This is a genomic window from Marilutibacter maris, from assembly GCF_006546735.2.
GTDB lineage: Bacteria > Pseudomonadota > Gammaproteobacteria > Xanthomonadales > Xanthomonadaceae > Marilutibacter > Marilutibacter maris.
Genome location: NZ_VICD02000126.1, coordinates 1 through 16,258, shown reverse-complemented (window position 1 = coordinate 16,258; position 16,258 = coordinate 1). Strand labels below are relative to the sequence as shown.

General features: G+C 65.9%; 13 protein-coding genes and 1 tRNA gene. All 14 read right to left on the bottom strand.

The genetic code is table 11. The features are described from left to right. Positions 1–110: GTP-binding protein (locus FKV24_RS08010; RefSeq protein ID WP_137835413.1), on the bottom strand; the 110-nt coding region annotated here is incomplete at its 3' end. A gap of 66 nt (positions 111–176) precedes the next feature. Further along, positions 177–2,267, bottom strand: coding sequence for an elongation factor G (fusA, locus tag FKV24_RS08005; RefSeq protein ID WP_111267081.1), 2,091 nt, complete (start codon positions 2,265–2,267; stop codon positions 177–179). Positions 2,268–2,413: 146 nt separating this feature from the next. Beyond that, the gene (gene rpsG / locus FKV24_RS08000) at positions 2,414–2,881 is read right to left on the bottom strand and encodes a 30S ribosomal protein S7 (protein WP_111267082.1); all 468 of its coding nucleotides are present in this window, start codon (positions 2,879–2,881) and stop codon (positions 2,414–2,416) included. 12 nt (positions 2,882–2,893) lie between these two features. Further along, positions 2,894–3,268 carry a 30S ribosomal protein S12 gene (rpsL, locus tag FKV24_RS07995; protein ID WP_111267083.1) on the bottom strand — a complete coding sequence of 125 codons (375 nt, stop codon included), beginning with the start codon at positions 3,266–3,268 and terminating at the stop codon, positions 2,894–2,896. A 283-nt stretch (positions 3,269–3,551) separates the two neighbouring features. Continuing rightward, complete coding sequence (gene rpoC / locus FKV24_RS07990; RefSeq protein ID WP_141482001.1) at positions 3,552–7,772, bottom strand: DNA-directed RNA polymerase subunit beta'; 4,221 nt, start codon at positions 7,770–7,772, stop codon at positions 3,552–3,554. Positions 7,773–7,801: 29 nt separating this feature from the next. After that, complete coding sequence (rpoB, locus tag FKV24_RS07985; protein WP_111267085.1) at positions 7,802–11,968, bottom strand: DNA-directed RNA polymerase subunit beta; 4,167 nt, start codon at positions 11,966–11,968, stop codon at positions 7,802–7,804. Between the two features lie 304 nt (positions 11,969–12,272). After that, the gene (gene rplL / locus FKV24_RS07980; RefSeq protein ID WP_141482000.1) at positions 12,273–12,650 is read right to left on the bottom strand and encodes a 50S ribosomal protein L7/L12; all 378 of its coding nucleotides are present in this window, start codon (positions 12,648–12,650) and stop codon (positions 12,273–12,275) included. A 69-nt stretch (positions 12,651–12,719) separates the two neighbouring features. Further along, a complete protein-coding gene (rplJ, locus tag FKV24_RS07975; protein ID WP_111267087.1) occupies positions 12,720–13,244 on the bottom strand; it encodes a 50S ribosomal protein L10 in 525 nt (174 codons plus the stop codon). Between the two features lie 350 nt (positions 13,245–13,594). After that, entirely contained in the window at positions 13,595–14,293 is a 699-nt protein-coding gene (gene rplA / locus FKV24_RS07970; protein WP_111267088.1) for a 50S ribosomal protein L1, read from the bottom strand. 3 nt (positions 14,294–14,296) lie between these two features. Continuing rightward, entirely contained in the window at positions 14,297–14,725 is a 429-nt protein-coding gene (gene rplK, locus FKV24_RS07965; RefSeq protein WP_111267089.1) for a 50S ribosomal protein L11, read from the bottom strand. Between the two features lie 264 nt (positions 14,726–14,989). Beyond that, the gene (gene nusG, locus FKV24_RS07960; RefSeq protein ID WP_141481999.1) at positions 14,990–15,559 is read right to left on the bottom strand and encodes a transcription termination/antitermination protein NusG; all 570 of its coding nucleotides are present in this window, start codon (positions 15,557–15,559) and stop codon (positions 14,990–14,992) included. Between the two features lie 4 nt (positions 15,560–15,563). Beyond that, the gene (secE, locus tag FKV24_RS07955; RefSeq protein WP_111267091.1) at positions 15,564–15,941 is read right to left on the bottom strand and encodes a preprotein translocase subunit SecE; all 378 of its coding nucleotides are present in this window, start codon (positions 15,939–15,941) and stop codon (positions 15,564–15,566) included. Positions 15,942–15,980: 39 nt separating this feature from the next. Further along, positions 15,981–16,056 (bottom strand) — tRNA-Trp (locus tag FKV24_RS07950). Between the two features lie 107 nt (positions 16,057–16,163). Beyond that, positions 16,164–16,258 (bottom strand): EF-Tu C-terminal domain-related protein (locus FKV24_RS07945; protein WP_017171215.1); only part of this gene is annotated, 95 nt, incomplete at its 5' end.

Genomic DNA, 16,258 nt, shown 5'->3' with positions numbered 1-16,258 from the left:
GCGCCCACCTTCGTCAGCGCTGCCGTCAGCGTGGTCTTGCCGTGGTCAACGTGGCCGATCGTGCCGACGTTCACGTGCGGCTTGGTGCGCTCGAACTTACCCTTAGCCATGGTTATCTACCTTTTATTGTCTATGCGTGTTTGTTGATCGAGAGTGCCGGCCGTAGCCGGCACGACTCAGTTCTTCTTGCTCGCGGCTTCGGCGATGTTGGCCGGCGCCTCGGCGTAATGGTCGAATTCCATCGTGAAGGTCGCGCGGCCCTGCGACATCGAGCGCAGGGTGGTCGCGTAACCGAACATCTCGCCCAGCGGAATCTTGGCGTTGATGATCTTGCCCGACGGGCTGTCGTCCTGGCCTTCCAGCATGCCGCGACGACGGCTCACGTCGCCCATCACGTCGCCGAGGTACTCCTCGGGGGTGACGATCTCGACCTTCATCATCGGCTCCAGCAGGACCGGACTGGCCTTCATGAAGCCTTCCTTGAACGCCATCGAGCCGGCGATCTTGAACGCCATTTCCGAGGAGTCGACCTCGTGGTACGAACCATCGACGAGCTTGATCTTGACGTCGACGACCGGGTAGCCGGCGAGCACGCCGTTGGCGGCGGCCTCCTGGATGCCCTTGTCGACCGCCGGGATGTACTCCTTCGGCACGACGCCGCCGACGATGGCGTTGTCGAACACGTAACCGCCGCCCTGCTCGTTCGGCTCCATCTCGAGCCAGACGTGGCCGAACTGACCCTTACCGCCGGACTGACGGACGAACTTGCCCTCGACCTTGATCGGCTTGCGGATGGTCTCGCGGTACGCGACCTGCGGCTTGCCGACATTGGCCTCGACGTTGAACTCGCGCTTCATGCGGTCGACCAGGATGTCCAGGTGCAGCTCGCCCATGCCGGCGATGATGGTCTGACCGGATTCCTCGTCGGTGCGCACGCGGAAGGACGGATCCTCCTGCGCCAGGCGGCCCAGGGCGATGCCCATCTTCTCCTGGTCCGACTTGGTCTTCGGCTCGACCGCCATCGAGATCACCGGCTCCGGGAAGGTCATCCGCTCGAGGGTGATCACGTTGTCCTGGGCGCACAGGGTGTCACCGGTGGTGACGTCCTTCAGGCCCACGGCCGCGGCGATGTCGCCGGCGCGGACTTCCTTGATCTCCTCGCGGTTGTTGGAGTGCATCTGCAGGATGCGGCCCACGCGCTCCTTCTTCGACTTGACCGGGTTGTAGACCTGGTCGCCGGAGTTGAGCACGCCCGAGTAGACGCGGAAGAAGGTCAGCGAGCCCACGAACGGGTCGGTCATGATCTTGAACGCCAGCGCCGAGAACGGCGCCTTGTCGTCGGCCGGACGGGTCGCTTCCTTCTCGTCCTCGTCGACGCCCTGCACCGCCGGCACGTCGACCGGCGACGGCAGCAGCTGGATCACGCCGTCGAGCATGGCCTGCACGCCCTTGTTCTTGAACGCGGTGCCGCAGAAGACCGGCACGATCTCGACCTTCAGGGTGCGCTGGCGCAGGCCCGACAGGATGTCGGCCTCGGACAGGTCGCCGTCATTGAGGTACTTGTCCATCAGCTCTTCGCTGGCCTCGGCCGCGGCCTCGACCATGAAGCTGCGGGCCTCGGCGCACTTGTCGGCGAGGTCGGCCGGGATGTCGCGGTACTCGAACACGGTGCCCTGGGAGGCGGCGTCCCAATGGATCGCCTTCATCTTGACCAGGTCGATCACGCCCTCGAAGTTGTCCTCGGCGCCGACCGGCACCTGCATCGGCACCGGGTAGGCGCCCAGGCGGGTCTTCAGCTGCTCGACGACCTTCTCGAAGTTCGCGCCGGTACGGTCCATCTTGTTGACGAACGCCATCCGCGGCACGCGATACTTGTTGGCCTGGCGCCACACGGTCTCGGACTGCGGCTGCACGCCACCGACCGCGCACAGCACGAACACCGCACCGTCGAGCACGCGCAGCGAACGCTCCACCTCGATGGTGAAGTCGACGTGGCCCGGGGTGTCGATGATGTTCAGACGGTGCTGCGGCATCGACTTGTCCATGCCCGTCCAGAACGCCGTGGTGGCGGCGGACGTGATGGTGATGCCGCGCTCCTGCTCCTGCTCCATCCAGTCCATCACGGCGGCGCCGTCGTGGACCTCGCCGATCTTGTGGCTGACACCGGTGTAGAACAGGATGCGCTCTGACGTGGTGGTCTTGCCGGCATCGATGTGGGCCATGATGCCGAAGTTGCGGTAACGCTCGATGGGAGTGGTGCGAGCCACGGGACCCTCTCGTAAGTTTTCGAATTCCAGATGGCCGGACGCCGCCTGACGGCGGCATCCGGTTCGTAAGGCGGCGTTGTCGTCGCCGTGGCGGCCGCAAGGTCGCCTTCAGACGCCTCCGCGGTGACCCGCGAAGGTTGCCCGGATCACCAGCGGTAGTGCGCGAACGCCTTGTTGGCTTCGGCCATACGGTGGGTTTCCTCACGCTTCTTGATCGCACCGCCGCGGTTCTCGGAGGCGTCGATCAGCTCGGCGGCCAGCTTGCGCGGCATGCTGTTCTCGCCGCGCTTGCGGGCGGACTCGATCAGCCAGCGCATCGCCAGCGCCATGCGGCGCGACGCGCGGACCTCGACGGGGACCTGGTAGGTGGCGCCGCCGACGCGGCGGGACTTCACCTCGACGGCCGGGGACACGTTGCCCAGGGCCTTCTCGACCAGCTCCAGCGGAGCGTCGTTCTTCTCGCCGATGACGTCCATGGCGCCATAGACGATCTTCTCGGCGACCGACTTCTTGCCGCTCTTCATGACCATGTTGATGAAACGCGCGATCGTCTCGCTGCCGTGCTTGGGATCAGGCAGGACGGAACGCTGCGGGGCGGAACCTTTACGCGACATGGATCAAATTCCTCAGGACTTCGGGCGCTTGGCGCCGTACTTGGAGCGACGCTGGCGACGCTTGGCGACGCCGGCGGCGTCGAGCGAGCCACGCACGGTGTGGTAGCGCACGCCGGGCAGATCCTTGACGCGGCCGCCGCGGATCAGGACCACCGAGTGCTCCTGCAGGTTGTGGCCCTCGCCGCCGATGTACGAGATGACCTCGTAACCGTTGGTCAGACGAACCTTGGCCACCTTGCGCATCGCCGAGTTCGGCTTCTTCGGGGTGGTGGTGTAGACGCGGGTGCAGACGCCGCGACGCTGCGGGCAATTGGCCAGCGCCGGCGAGGCGCTCTTGTAGGTAGCGGCCTGCCGCGGCTTGCGGACCAGCTGATTGATCGTTGCCATCAGGAACTCTTTGCTGGGAGGGCGGGCCCGATTCAACCAGGCAACACCCCGACGTGAAAACGAACGGCAAGCCGGGACACTCCCAGCTCACCGAGACGGAAAAGTATAGCCTGCGTTTGACGATACCGTCAACGCATGACCAACAACCACCCCGGAACCTGCGGACAGGTTCCGGGGCGACGGTGCTGCGATCCCGCCCTCCCTGGGCCGAACACGAGGCGCTCCCTGCGCCTCATTTCGTGATCTGGGGCGCCCCCGTGGGGGCGCGGTTACCGCTGTGCGCTCAGGAAGCGCTGGACTCCTCGCCGGACTCGGCGACTTCGTCCACGACCTCGGCCACGACCGGCGCGGCCAGGGCCTCCATCTCGGACTCGGTGAGACCGGTGGCGCCGCGGCGACGCTGCGTATGGTACGCCAGACCGGTGCCCGCTGGAATCAGGCGGCCGACGATGACGTTCTCCTTCAGGCCACGCAAGCTGTCGCGGGTGCCGCGAACGGCCGCCTCGGTCAGCACGCGGGTGGTCTCCTGGAACGACGCCGCCGAGATGAACGACTCGGTCGCCAGCGAGGCCTTGGTGATGCCCAGCAGGACCGGATCGTACTGGGCCAGGATCTCGTCCTTGCCGGCCAGGCGCGCATTCTCCTCGACCAGGCGCTGGCGCTCGACCTGCTCGCCATTGAGGAACTTGCTGTCGCCCTGGTCGGTGATCTCGACCTTGCGCAGCATCTGGCGAACGATCACCTCGATGTGCTTGTCGTTGATCTTCACGCCCTGCAGGCGGTAGACGTCCTGGATCTCCTTGGTCAGGTAGACCGCCAGCGGCTCGACACCCAGCAGGCGCAGGATGTCCTGCGGGCTCGGCTCGCCGTCCACCACGGTCTCACCCTTCTCCACGTGCTCGCCTTCGAACACGATGATCTGGCGGTACTTCGGAATCAGCTCCTCGTGCTCGCTGCCGTCCGCATCCTTGATGATCAGACGCTGCTTGCCCTTGGTGTCCTTGCCGAAGCTGACCACGCCCGAACGCTCGGCCAGGATCGCCGGATCCTTGGGCTTGCGCGCCTCGAACAGGTCGGCCACGCGCGGCAGACCACCGGTGATGTCGCGGGTCTTGGACGCTTCCTGCGGGATCTTGGCGACCACGTCACCCACGCCGACGGCGTCGCCGTCCTGCAGGTTGACGACCGAGCGCGGCGGCAGCAGGTACTGCGCCGGCAGGTCGGTGCCCGGGATGCTCAGGTCGTTGCCCTTCTTGTCGACGATGCGGACCAGCGGACGCAGGTCCTTGCCGGCCGAGCCGCGACGCTTCGGATCGGTGATCTCGCGCGAGGCCAGACCGGTCAGCTCGTCGGTCTTCTCGATCACGGTGACGCCGTCGACGAAATCGACGAAGCGCACGAAACCGGCGACTTCCGAAACGATCGGGTGGTTGTGCGGATCCCAGTTCGCGACCTGCTGGCCGGCCTTGACCGCGCCGCCGTCGTCGACCGACACGTTCGCGCCGTAGGGCAGCTTGTAGCGCTCGCGCTCGCGGCCGTGGCTGTCGAGGATCGACAGTTCGCCCGAACGCGACACCGCGACCAGGTGGCCGTTGGCGTGCTTGACGTGCTTGAGGTTGTTGAACTTGATCGAACCGGTGGTCTTGACCGTCACGTTGTCGATCGCCGCCGCACGCGAAGCCGCACCACCGATGTGGAAGGTACGCATGGTCAGCTGCGTGCCCGGCTCGCCGATCGACTGCGCGGCGACGACACCGACCGCCTCGCCGTGGTTGACCAGGTGGCCGCGGGCCAGATCGCGCCCGTAGCAGTGCGCGCAGACGCCGAACGCGGATTCGCAGGTGATGGTCGAACGGACCTTGATCGCCTGCACGCCGGCCTCTTCCAGCTTCTGCACCCAGGCCTCGTCGAGCAGGGTGTTGCGGGTGACGATCGGCTCCTCGTCGTCGCCCGGCAGGAACACGTCCTCGGCCACGATGCGGCCCAGCACGCGCTCGCGCAGCGGCTCGACCACGTCGCCGCCTTCGACGATCGGGGTCATGGTCAGACCGGCCAGGGTGCCGCAGTCGTCCTCGGTGATCACCACGTCCTGGGCCACGTCGACCAGACGACGGGTCAGGTAACCCGAGTTCGCCGTCTTCAGCGCGGTATCGGCCAGACCCTTACGGGCACCGTGGGTGGAGTTGAAGTACTCCTGCACGTTCAGGCCTTCGCGGAAGTTCGCCTTGATCGGGGTCTCGATGATCGAGCCGTCCGGACGCGCCATCAGGCCGCGCATGCCGGCCAGCTGACGGATCTGCGCCTGCGAACCACGCGCGCCGGAGTCGGCCATGATGTACAGCGAGTTCATCGACTTCTGGGCGACGGTCTCGCCCTTGGCGTTGGCGACCTTGTCGGTGCCGATCGCGTCCATCATCGCCTTGGCGATGCGCTCGTTGGTGCGCGACCAGATGTCGACCACCTTGTTGTAGCGCTCGCCGGCGGTGACCAGACCCGACTGGTACTGCTCCTGGATCTCCAGCACCTCGCCCTCGGCCTCGCCGAGGATGTCCTTCTTCTCGTCCGGGATCACCATGTCGTCGATGCCGATGGAGACGCCGGCGCGGGTCGCATAGGCGAAGCCGGTGTACATCAGCTTGTCGGCGAACACCACGGTGTCCTTCAGGCCGAGCATGCGGTAGCACGAGTTGATCAGGCGGCTGATGTTCTTCTTGACCAGCTCGGTGTTGGCCAGCTCGAACGGCAGGCCGTCGGGCAGGATCTCGTGCAGCAGCGCACGGCCGACGGTGGTGTCGACCACCGAGGTCACCTTCTCGCGGTTGCCCTGCTCGTCGATCACGGTCTGGGTCAGACGCACCTTGACCTTGGCGTGCAGCTCGACGACGCGGTTGTCGTACGCGCGCTTCACCTCGGCGACGTTGGCGAACACCATGCCCTCGCCCTTCTTGTTCTCCAGGGCGCGGGTCATGTAGTACAGGCCGAGCACGACGTCCTGCGACGGCACGATGATCGGCTCGCCGTTCGCCGGCGACAGGATGTTGTTCGACGACATCATCAGCGCACGCGCTTCCAGCTGGGCCTCCAGGCTCAGCGGGACGTGCACGGCCATCTGGTCACCGTCGAAGTCGGCGTTGAACGCGGTGCAGACCAGCGGGTGCAGCTGGATCGCCTTGCCCTCGATCAGCACCGGCTCGAACGCCTGGATACCGAGACGGTGCAGGGTCGGCGCGCGGTTCAGCAGCACCGGATGCTCGCGGATCACCTCTTCGAGGATGTCCCACACCTCGGCCTCTTCGCGCTCGACCAGCTTCTTGGCCGCCTTGATCGTCGTGGCCAGGCCACGGCGCTGCAGCTTGGCGAAGATGAACGGCTTGAACAGCTCCAGCGCCATCTTCTTCGGCAGGCCGCACTGGTGCAGCTTCAGGTACGGGCCGACCACGATGACCGAACGGCCGGAGTAGTCGACGCGCTTGCCGAGCAGGTTCTGGCGGAAGCGGCCCTGCTTGCCCTTGATCATGTCGGCCAGCGACTTGAGCGGGCGCTTGTTGGTGCCGGTGATGGCGCGGCCGCGGCGGCCGTTGTCCATCAGCGCATCCACCGACTCCTGCAGCATGCGCTTCTCGTTGCGCACGATGATGTCGGGCGCGTTGAGCTCGAGCAGGCGACGCAGGCGGTTGTTGCGGTTGATGACGCGGCGGTACAGGTCGTTCAGGTCGGAGGTCGCGAAGCGCCCGCCGTCCAGCGGGACCAGCGGACGCAGGTCCGGCGGCAGCACCGGCAGCACGGTCATGACCATCCACTCCGGACGGTTGCCGGACTCCAGGAACGCCTCGATCAGCTTGATCCGCTTGGTCAGACGCTTGAGCTTGGTCTCCGAACCGGTCGCGGCGACGTCTTCCTTCAGCTGCAGCATCTCGGCCTGCAGGTCGATCGTGCGCAGCAGGTCGTAGACCGCCTCGGCGCCCATCGCGGCCTCGAAGTCGTCGCCATGCTCCTGGCGCGCCTGCATGTACTGCTCTTCGGTGAGCAGCATGCCGCGTTCCATCGGCGTCAGGCCCGGCTCGGTGACCACGAAGGCCTCGAAGTACAGGATGCGCTCGATGTCGCGCAGGGTCATGTCGAGCATCAGGCCGATGCGCGACGGCAGCGACTTCAGGAACCAGATGTGCGCGACCGGGCTGGCCAGGTCGATGTGGCCCATGCGCTCGCGGCGGACCTTGGCCAGGGTGACCTCGGTGCCGCACTTCTCGCAGACCACGCCACGGTGCTTCATGCGCTTGTACTTGCCGCACAGGCACTCGTAGTCCTTGACCGGTCCGAAGATCGCGGCGCAGAACAGGCCGTCACGCTCCGGCTTGAAGGTGCGGTAGTTGATCGTCTCGGGCTTCTTGACCTCGCCGAACGACCACGAACGGATCAGGTCGGGCGACGCCAACGCGATCTTGATCGCGTCGAAGTCGAGCGCCGGCCGCTGCTGGTTGAACAGGTTGAGCAAATCTTTCATCGGGATATCTCCTCAGGCGGCGGCAGCGATCAGTTTTCTTCCAGTTCCATGTTGATCGCGAGCGATCGGATTTCCTTCACCAGGACGTTGAAGGACTCCGGCATGCCGGCCACCATTTCGTATTCGCCGTCGACGATGTTCTTGTACATCTGGTTGCGGCCCTGCACGTCGTCGGACTTCACCGTCAGCATTTCCTGCAGGGTGTAGGCCGCGCCGTAGGCTTCCAGCGCCCAGACTTCCATCTCACCGAAGCGCTGGCCGCCGAACTGCGCCTTGCCGCCCAGCGGCTGCTGGGTGACGAGCGAGTACGGGCCGGTCGAGCGGGCGTGCATCTTGTCGTCGACCAGGTGGTTCAGCTTCAGCATGTGCATGTAGCCGACCGTGGTGTGACGATCGAACGCCTCGCCGGTGCGACCGTCGAACAGCTGGGTCTGGCCGCTGCTGGGCAGGTCGGCGAGCGCGAGCATCGTCTTGATCTCGGCCTCGGCGGCGCCGTCGAACACCGGGGTCGCCATCGGCACGCCGTCGGTGAGATTGCGCGCCAGGTTCAGCAGCTCCTCGTCGGAGAACTGGCCCAGGTCGACGCGTTCGCCGATCAGCTTGCCGTCGTGGTTGTAGATCTCGTCGAGGAACTTGCGCAGCTCGGCGATCTTGGCCTGCGCCTCGAGCATCGCCTGGATCTTGCGGCCCAGGCCCTTGGCGGCCCATCCCAGGTGGGTCTCGAGGATCTGGCCGATGTTCATGCGGCTCGGCACGCCCAGCGGGTTGAGGACGATGTCCACCGACTCGCCGGTGGCCATGTACGGCATGTCCTCGACCGGCACGATGGTCGACACGACACCCTTGTTGCCGTGACGGCCGGCCATCTTGTCGCCCGGCTGGATGCGGCGCTTCACCGCCAGGAACACCTTGACCATCTTCAGCACGCCCGGGGCGAGATCGTCGCCCTGGGTGATCTTGGCGCGCTTGTCGGCGAAACGGCGCTCGAACTCCTTCTCGTGGACCTCGATCTGCTTCTGCGCGCGCTCGATCGCCTCGACCGCTTCCTCGTCCTTCATGCGCAGGCCGAACCAGTCCTTCTTGGCCAGGCCGTCCAGCACCAGGCTGGTGACGGTGTCGCCCTTCTTCAGGCCCGGGCCGCCGTTGGCGACCCTGCCGATCAGCTGGCCGCGCAGACGCGCGTAGATCGCGCTCTCCAGGATCCGGAACTGATCGTCGAAGTCCTTCTTGACGCGGCGGATCTCGGTGTCCTCGATCAGCTTGGCGCGCTTGTCCTTCTCGATGCCGTCGCGGGTGAAGACCTGCACGTCGATGACGGTGCCGTCCATGCCCGGCGGCACGCGCAGCGAGCTGTCCTTAACGTCGGACGCCTTTTCGCCGAAGATCGCGCGCAGCAGCTTCTCTTCCGGGGTCAGCTGGCTCTCGCCCTTCGGCGTGACCTTGCCGACCAGGATGTCGCCGGCACGCACCTCGGCGCCGATGTAGACCACGCCCGACTCGTCGAGACGGTTGAGCGCGCTCTCGGAGACGTTCGGGATGTCGGCGGAGATCTCCTCCGGACCCAGCTTGGTGTCGCGGGCGACGCAGGTCAGCTCCTCGATGTGGATCGTGGTGTAGCGATCCTCCTCGACCACACGCTCGGAGAGCAGGATCGAGTCCTCGAAGTTGTAGCCGTTCCACGGCATGAACGCGACCAGCATGTTCTGGCCCAGGGCCAGCTCGCCGATGTCGGTCGAGGGACCGTCGGCCAGCACGTCGCCGCGCGCGATCACGTCACCCACGCTGACCAGCGGGCGCTGGTTGATGCAGGTGTTCTGGTTCGAGCGGGTGTACTTGATCAGGCTGTAGATGTCGACGCCGGCATCGGTCTCGCCGGAGATCTCCTCCTCGTTGACCTTGACCACGATGCGACCGGCGTCGATCTGCTCGATCACGCCGCCGCGCCGCGCGTTCACGGTCACGCCCGAGTCGCGCGCCACCGCGCGCTCGATGCCGGTACCGACCAGCGGCTTCTGCGCGCGCAGCGTCGGCACCGCCTGGCGCTGCATGTTCGCGCCCATCAGTGCGCGGTTGGCGTCATCGTGCTCCAGGAACGGCACCAGCGCCGCCGCGACCGACACGGTCTGCATCGGCGAGACGTCCATGTAGTCGACCTCGCTCGGCGGCTTGAGCAGCGACTCGCCGGCGTGGCGGCAGGCGACGAACTGGGCGACAAGCCTGCCCTTCTCGTCCTGCTCGGCGTTGGCCTGGGCGATGACGTACTCGTTCTCCTCGATCGCCGACAGGTACTCGATCTCGTCGGTGACCTTGCCGTCGATGACCTTGCGGTACGGGGTCTCGAGGAAGCCGTACTTGTTGGTGCGGGCGAACACCGCCAGCGAGTTGATCAGGCCGATGTTCGGGCCTTCCGGGGTCTCGATGGTGCAGACGCGGCCGTAATGGGTCGGGTGCACGTCGCGCACCTCGAAGCCGGCGCGCTCGCGGGTCAGGCCGCCCGGGCCCAGCGCCGAGACGCGGCGCTTGTGGGTGACCTCCGACAGCGGGTTGTTCTGGTCCATGAACTGCGACAGCTGCGAGGAACCGAAGAACTCCTTGATCGCGGCGGCGACAGGCTTGGCGTTGATCAGCTCCTGCGGAGTCAGGCCCTCGGACTCGGCCATCGACAGGCGCTCCTTGACCGCGCGCTCGACGCGGACCAGGCCCACGCGGAACACGTTCTCGGCCATCTCGCCGACCGAACGCACGCGGCGGTTGCCGAGGTGATCGATGTCGTCGACGATGCCGCGGCCGTTGCGGATCTCGGTCAGGACCTTGATCACGTCCAGGATGTCGGACGAGTCGCCGCACTCCTCGACCAGGCGCTTGGACTCCTCGTCCTTGCGGTCGGCGTAGTACTTGGCGTCGTACAGGACCGAGGCGCCGACGGTCTCCTTGCGGCCGATCCGGCGGTTGAACTTCATCCGGCCCACGGCCGACAGGTCGTAGCGCTCGAAGGTGAAGAACAGGTTGTGGAACAGGTTCTGCGCCGCGTCCTTGGTCGGCGGCTCGCCCGGACGCATCATGCGGTAGATCTCGACCAGCGCCTCGAGCTGGGTCTTGGTCGGATCGATGCGCAGGGTGTTGGAGATGTACGGACCGCGATCGAGGTCGTTGACCCAGATCGTGCCGACGCTCTCGATGCCGGCCTTGCGGAACAGCTCCAGCTGCTCCTCGGTGATCTCGTCGTTGGCCGAGGCGATCAACTCGCCGGTCGCGGTGTCGATCACGTCGTGCGAAAGAATGCGGCCGACCAGGTAGGCGTCGGGCACGGCCAGCGCCTCGATGCCGGAGGCCTCGAGCTGCTTGACGTGACGCGCGGTGATGCGGCGGCCGGCCTCGACGATCACGTTGTCGCCGTCGGCCAGGTCGAAGTCCAGGGTCTCGCCGCGCAGGCGCTCGGGCACCAGTTCGAGCTGGACGCCTTCGCTGGGGTCGACGTGGAAGGTGTTGACCTCGAAGAACTCGGCCAGCATCTCCTCGTTGCTGTAGCCCAGGGCGCGCAGCAGGATGGTGACCGGCAGCTTGCGGCGGCGGTCGATACGGGTGAACAGGCCATCCTTCGGGTCGAACTCGAAGTCGAGCCAGGAACCGCGGTAGGGGATGATGCGGGCGCTGTACAGCAGCTTGCCCGAGCTGTGGGTCTTGCCGCGGTCGTGGTCGAAGAACACGCCCGGCGAACGGTGCAGCTGCGAGACGATGACGCGCTCGGTGCCGTTGACGATGAAGGTGCCGTTGTCGGTCATGAGCGGAATCTCGCCCATGTAGACCTCCTGCTCCTTCACGTACTTGATCGCCTTGGTCGACGACTCGCGGTCGTAGATCACCAGGCGCACGGTCACGCGCAGCGGCGCGCCGTAGCTCAGGCCGCGGTTACGGCATTCGCGCTCGTCGAACGGCGGATCGCCGAGCTTGTAGCCCACGTATTCCAGCGCGGCGTTGCCGCTGTAGCTGGCGATCGGAAACACCGACTTCAGGGCGGCATGCAGGCCGCGGTCCTCGCGCTTGGCCCAATCGGTGTGCTCCTGCAGGAACTCGCGATACGAGTCGACCTGGATCGCCAGCAGGAACGGCACCTCGAGGATGGACTTGCGCTTGCCGAAATCCTTTCGGATGCGCTTCTTCTCGGTGAACGAATACGACGTAGAAGCTGTGGTCATGGTGAGCTACCGCCTCGACTTTTCAGCGGACCGCGCGTCCGCGGCCCTGGGGGAAGTGGTTTCGTCGGACTCCGTCGCGCGGAGATCCGATGGAATCGCCAGTTGGAAGTCGCTGGTATTGCCGGCACCAGCACGCCCTCTCCCGCTACTTCCAACTGCCAACTCGGCCTGGAGCCGGAACACCCGCGATCAACGATCGGATCGGAGACGCGGATTCCCGGCCTTGCAACAACGGCCAAAGGCCGGGGGCTTTCGCCCCCAGCCTTGGGTGGTCGCCAGTTGTGGCCGGCGACGCAAGTACTGCTTACTTCAGCTCGGCGCTGGCGCCGGCGGCCTCGAGATCCTTCTTGATCTTCTCGGCGTCGTCCTTGGACAGGCCTTCCTTGATCTCCTTCGGGGCGCCTTCGACCATGTCCTTGGCTTCCTTCAGGCCCAGGCCGGTGACGGCGCGGACGACCTTGATGACCTCGACCTTCTTGTCGCCGGCGGCCTTCAGCACGACGGTGAACTCGGTCTGCTCCTCGGCGGCGGCGGCGGCGCCAGCGGCCGGGGCGGCGGCAACGGCAACCGGAGCGGCAGCCGACACGCCGAACTTCTCTTCCATCGCCTTCACCAGCTCCATCACCTCGACGAGGGTCTTGCCGGCGATCGCTTCGATGATCTGCTCGTTGGACAGGGACATTGTGTTTACCTCAGATAAATAGTTTGGAAACGACTTGGGTTCCGGAAATTCGAAACCGAACTGGGTGGCTTAGGCCGCCTTCGCCTGGCCGGCCGCGTTGATGACGCGGGTGACCTGCGAGGCCGGTTCGCTGAGCAAGCGGACCAGCTGGGTGGCGGGCTGGACCATGACGCTGAGCAGCATCGACAGCGCTTCATCACGGGTCGGCAGCGAAGCCAGGACATCCACGTGGGTGCCCGGGTACTTCTGCCCGCCGATCGCGACGATGCGCGGCTTCAGCTTGTCGTTCGCCTTGGCGAACTCCTTGATCAGACGTCCGGCCGCACCGGGGTCTTCCTGCGAGAAGGCGTACATCAGCGGACCGACCAGATCTTCCTGGACGACCGCATAGTCGGTGTTCTCCACCGCGCGCGAAACCAGCGTGTTCTTTGCAACCTTCAGGAACACGCCCTGTTCACGAGCCTTCTTGCGCAGATCGGTCAACTGACCTGCACTGAGACCCAGGTACTCAGAAGCGACCAGCGAGTGCGCCTTGGCGGCGACCTCGGCCAGTTCGGCAACGACTTCCTGCTTCTGTGTCAGATTGAGAGCCATTGCACTCCTCCGTACTTCAATTCCGCCCCGCGCAGAATCGCGCATGACGGTCCTCGGTCGGCATCGTTTGGCCCGATGCCGGGAACGCCGGGATGGCGTTCCGGGTGGTGGCCGTTTCCATGTTCCTTGGAGGGTCGGCAACCATCTACGCAGGCCCGGCCCCTTGGCGGAGCTGGATTAAGCGATCCCGCTTCCATCGATGGCGACTCCATGCCAATGGGACTCCCTGTCCGCCTTCGATGTGCGCTGACCGCGCCTGCGGTCTTTGACGGCTATCGCGCCGGCCGGAGCCGTTGCGACGCCCTCAAAACTTGCCGCCGCCCCCAATCCCGGGGGCGGCGTTGGATCGATTACTTCAGCGACAGCGACGACTGGTCGACGGAAACGCCGGGGCCCATCGTCGAGCTGATCGAGATCTTCTGCAGGTACTGGCCCTTGGCGGTCGCCGGCTTGGCCTTGATCAGGTCGGCCAGCAGCGCCTCCAGGTTGCCCTTCAGCGAACCGTCGTCGAAATCGGCCTTGCCGATCGTGCAGTGAATGATGCCGGCCTTGTCGGTGCGGTAACGGACCTGGCCGCCCTTGGCGTTCTTCACCGCCTCGCCCGGGTTCGGGGACACGGTGCCGACCTTCGGGTTCGGCATCAGGCCGCGCGGGCCCAGCACCTGACCCAGCTTGCCGACGACGCGCATGGCGTCCGGGGTCGCGATCACGACGTCGTAGTTCAGGTCACCGGCCTGCATCTTCTCGGCCAGGTCGTCCATGCCGACCACGTCGGCACCGGCGGCCAGGGCCTCCTCGGCCTTGGCGCCCGCCGGGGCGAACACGGCAACGCGCACGCTCTTGCCGGTACCGGCCGGCAGCACGGTCGAACCGCGGACCTGCTGGTCGGACTTCTTCGCATCCACGCCCAGGCGCACGGCGACGTCGACGGACTCGACGAACTTGGCCTTGGTCGCGGTCTTGATGATCTTGATGGCTTCGTCGAAGGCGTAGCTCTTGCCCGGGACGACAGCGGCCTTGATGGCCTTCTCACGCTTGGTCATTGCCATGTCTTAACCCTCCACCACCAGGCCCATGGAGCGGGCGGAACCCGCGATCGTGCGGACGGCGGCGTCCAGGTCGGCCGCGGTCAGGTCCGGCTCCTTCGCCTTGGCGATCTCCTCGAGCTGGGCGCGGGTGACCTTGCCCACCTTCTCGGTGTTCGGGCGCTTGGAGCCCGACTGGATGCCGACGGCCTTCTTCAGCAGGATCGACGCCGGCGGCGTCTTGGTGATGAAGGTGAAGGTGCGGTCGGAGTAGGCGGTGATCACGGTCGGAATCGGGAGACCCGGCTCCATCTTCTGCGTGGCGGCGTTGAACGCCTTGCAGAACTCCATGATGTTCAGGCCGCGCTGACCGAGGGCCGGGCCCACCGGCGGCGACGGGTTGGCCTGACCGGCCTTGACCTGCAGCTTGATATAGCCGATTACTTTCTTTGCCATTGCTTTGCTCTCCGGGTGCTAGCGCCTAGGTCTCAGGCTCCCCATCGGGCCGGGAGGATCGCGTGTCCCGGCTTCACGTTGAAATCTTCGCGCGGCGGCGCCCTGCCGAAGCGGGCGCCCGCCGGGCCGCCGACCGGGAACCCCGACACGCCGACGGCCGCCAGGACGGCGGCCGGAAGGGTCTTGGCTCGCACCGACGGTAGCGAGCCGGAAATAGTACCAGATTTCCAGGACAGATTGGAACCAGTCCGCCCCGGACCGGGTTCAGGCCTTTTCGACCTGCCCGAACTCCAGCTCGACCGGGGTCGAGCGGCCGAAGATCAGCACCGCGACGCGCAGGCGGCTCTTCTCGTAATTGATTTCCTCGACCACGCCGTTGAAGTCGTTGAACGGCCCGTCGATGACCCGGACCATCTCGCCGGCTTCGAACAGGACCTTCGGCTTGGGCTTGGCAACGCCTTCCTGAACGCGGTTCAGGATCGCGTCGGCCTCGTGGTCGGCGATCGGCAGCGGACGGTCGGCGGTGCCGCCGATGAAGCCCATGACCTTCGGGGTTTCCTTGATCAGGTGCCAGCACTCACTGTCGATGCGCGGAATGCCGCTCTCGTCGTGGGTCGCGATCTGGACCAGCACATAGCCGGGAAAGAACTTGCGCTCGGAGCGGCGCTTCTGGCCGGAGCGCATCTCGATGACTTCCTCGGTTGGGACCAGGACGTCGCCGAAACGATCACCCATGTCGGCGCGCGCGATGCGGTCACGCAGCGCCTGGGCCACCGACTTCTCGAAACCCGAGTAGGCGTGGACCACGTACCAGCGCTTGTTGTTTTCCGTCATCTGCTCAGCGTCCCAAAATTGACTTGACCACAAACTGGATCACGAAGTCGAAGCCGGCCAGGATCAGGCTCAGCACGACCACGGCGATCATCACCACCCAGGTCGTGCGCAGGGCTTCCTGGCGGGTCGGCCAGACCACCTTGCGCAGCTCGAAGCGCGACTCGGCGAGGAACTCGCGGGTCTGCAGGCCCTTGGCGCTGGTGAAGAATACGACCAGACCGGCCAGCAGGCCGGCGACTACCAGCAAGGCCCTCAGCGGACCGGCCCACTGGTCGAACCAGATGTAACCGAACACGCCGGCCGCCACCAGGGCCACGGCCAGGACGTACTTGACGATATCGCCGGCACTGGCGCTGTTGTGTTGTTCGACCTTGCTGTTCATCCGGCTCTTCGCGGGTCCGGTTCCGGCCCCGTCATCCAGTGGCACGCCAGGAGGGACTCGAACCCCCAACCTGCGGTTTTGGAGACCGCTGCTCTGCCAATTGAGCTACTGGCGTACGTAAGAGAAATATCGGTTTTCCTGAGACGGCGACGGCGAGCCGTCGCCGGCTCGCCTGTCTGAACCGCCTGCGACGGGCGACCGACTGGCGGCCGCCCCGTCATATTACTTGATGATCTTGGCGACGACGCCGGCGCCGACGGTGCGGCCGCCTTCGCGGATCGCGAAGCGCAGGCCTTCGTCCATCGCGACCGGGTTGA

Coding starts and splice junctions, on each gene's coding strand:
- rplL (WP_141482000.1), bottom strand. CDS start 12,650: ATGTCCCTGTCCAACGAGCAGATCATCGAAGCGATCGCCGGCAAGACC.
- rpoC (WP_141482001.1), bottom strand. CDS start 7,772: ATGAAAGATTTGCTCAACCTGTTCAACCAGCAGCGGCCGGCGCTCGAC.
- nusG (WP_141481999.1), bottom strand. CDS start 15,559: ATGACGGAAAACAACAAGCGCTGGTACGTGGTCCACGCCTACTCGGGT.
- rpsG (WP_111267082.1), bottom strand. CDS start 2,881: ATGTCGCGTAAAGGTTCCGCCCCGCAGCGTTCCGTCCTGCCTGATCCC.
- rplA (WP_111267088.1), bottom strand. CDS start 14,293: ATGGCAATGACCAAGCGTGAGAAGGCCATCAAGGCCGCTGTCGTCCCG.
- rpsL (WP_111267083.1), bottom strand. CDS start 3,268: ATGGCAACGATCAATCAGCTGGTCCGCAAGCCGCGGCAGGCCGCTACC.
- rpoB (WP_111267085.1), bottom strand. CDS start 11,968: ATGACCACAGCTTCTACGTCGTATTCGTTCACCGAGAAGAAGCGCATC.
- rplJ (WP_111267087.1), bottom strand. CDS start 13,244: ATGGCTCTCAATCTGACACAGAAGCAGGAAGTCGTTGCCGAACTGGCC.
- rplK (WP_111267089.1), bottom strand. CDS start 14,725: ATGGCAAAGAAAGTAATCGGCTATATCAAGCTGCAGGTCAAGGCCGGT.
- secE (WP_111267091.1), bottom strand. CDS start 15,941: ATGAACAGCAAGGTCGAACAACACAACAGCGCCAGTGCCGGCGATATC.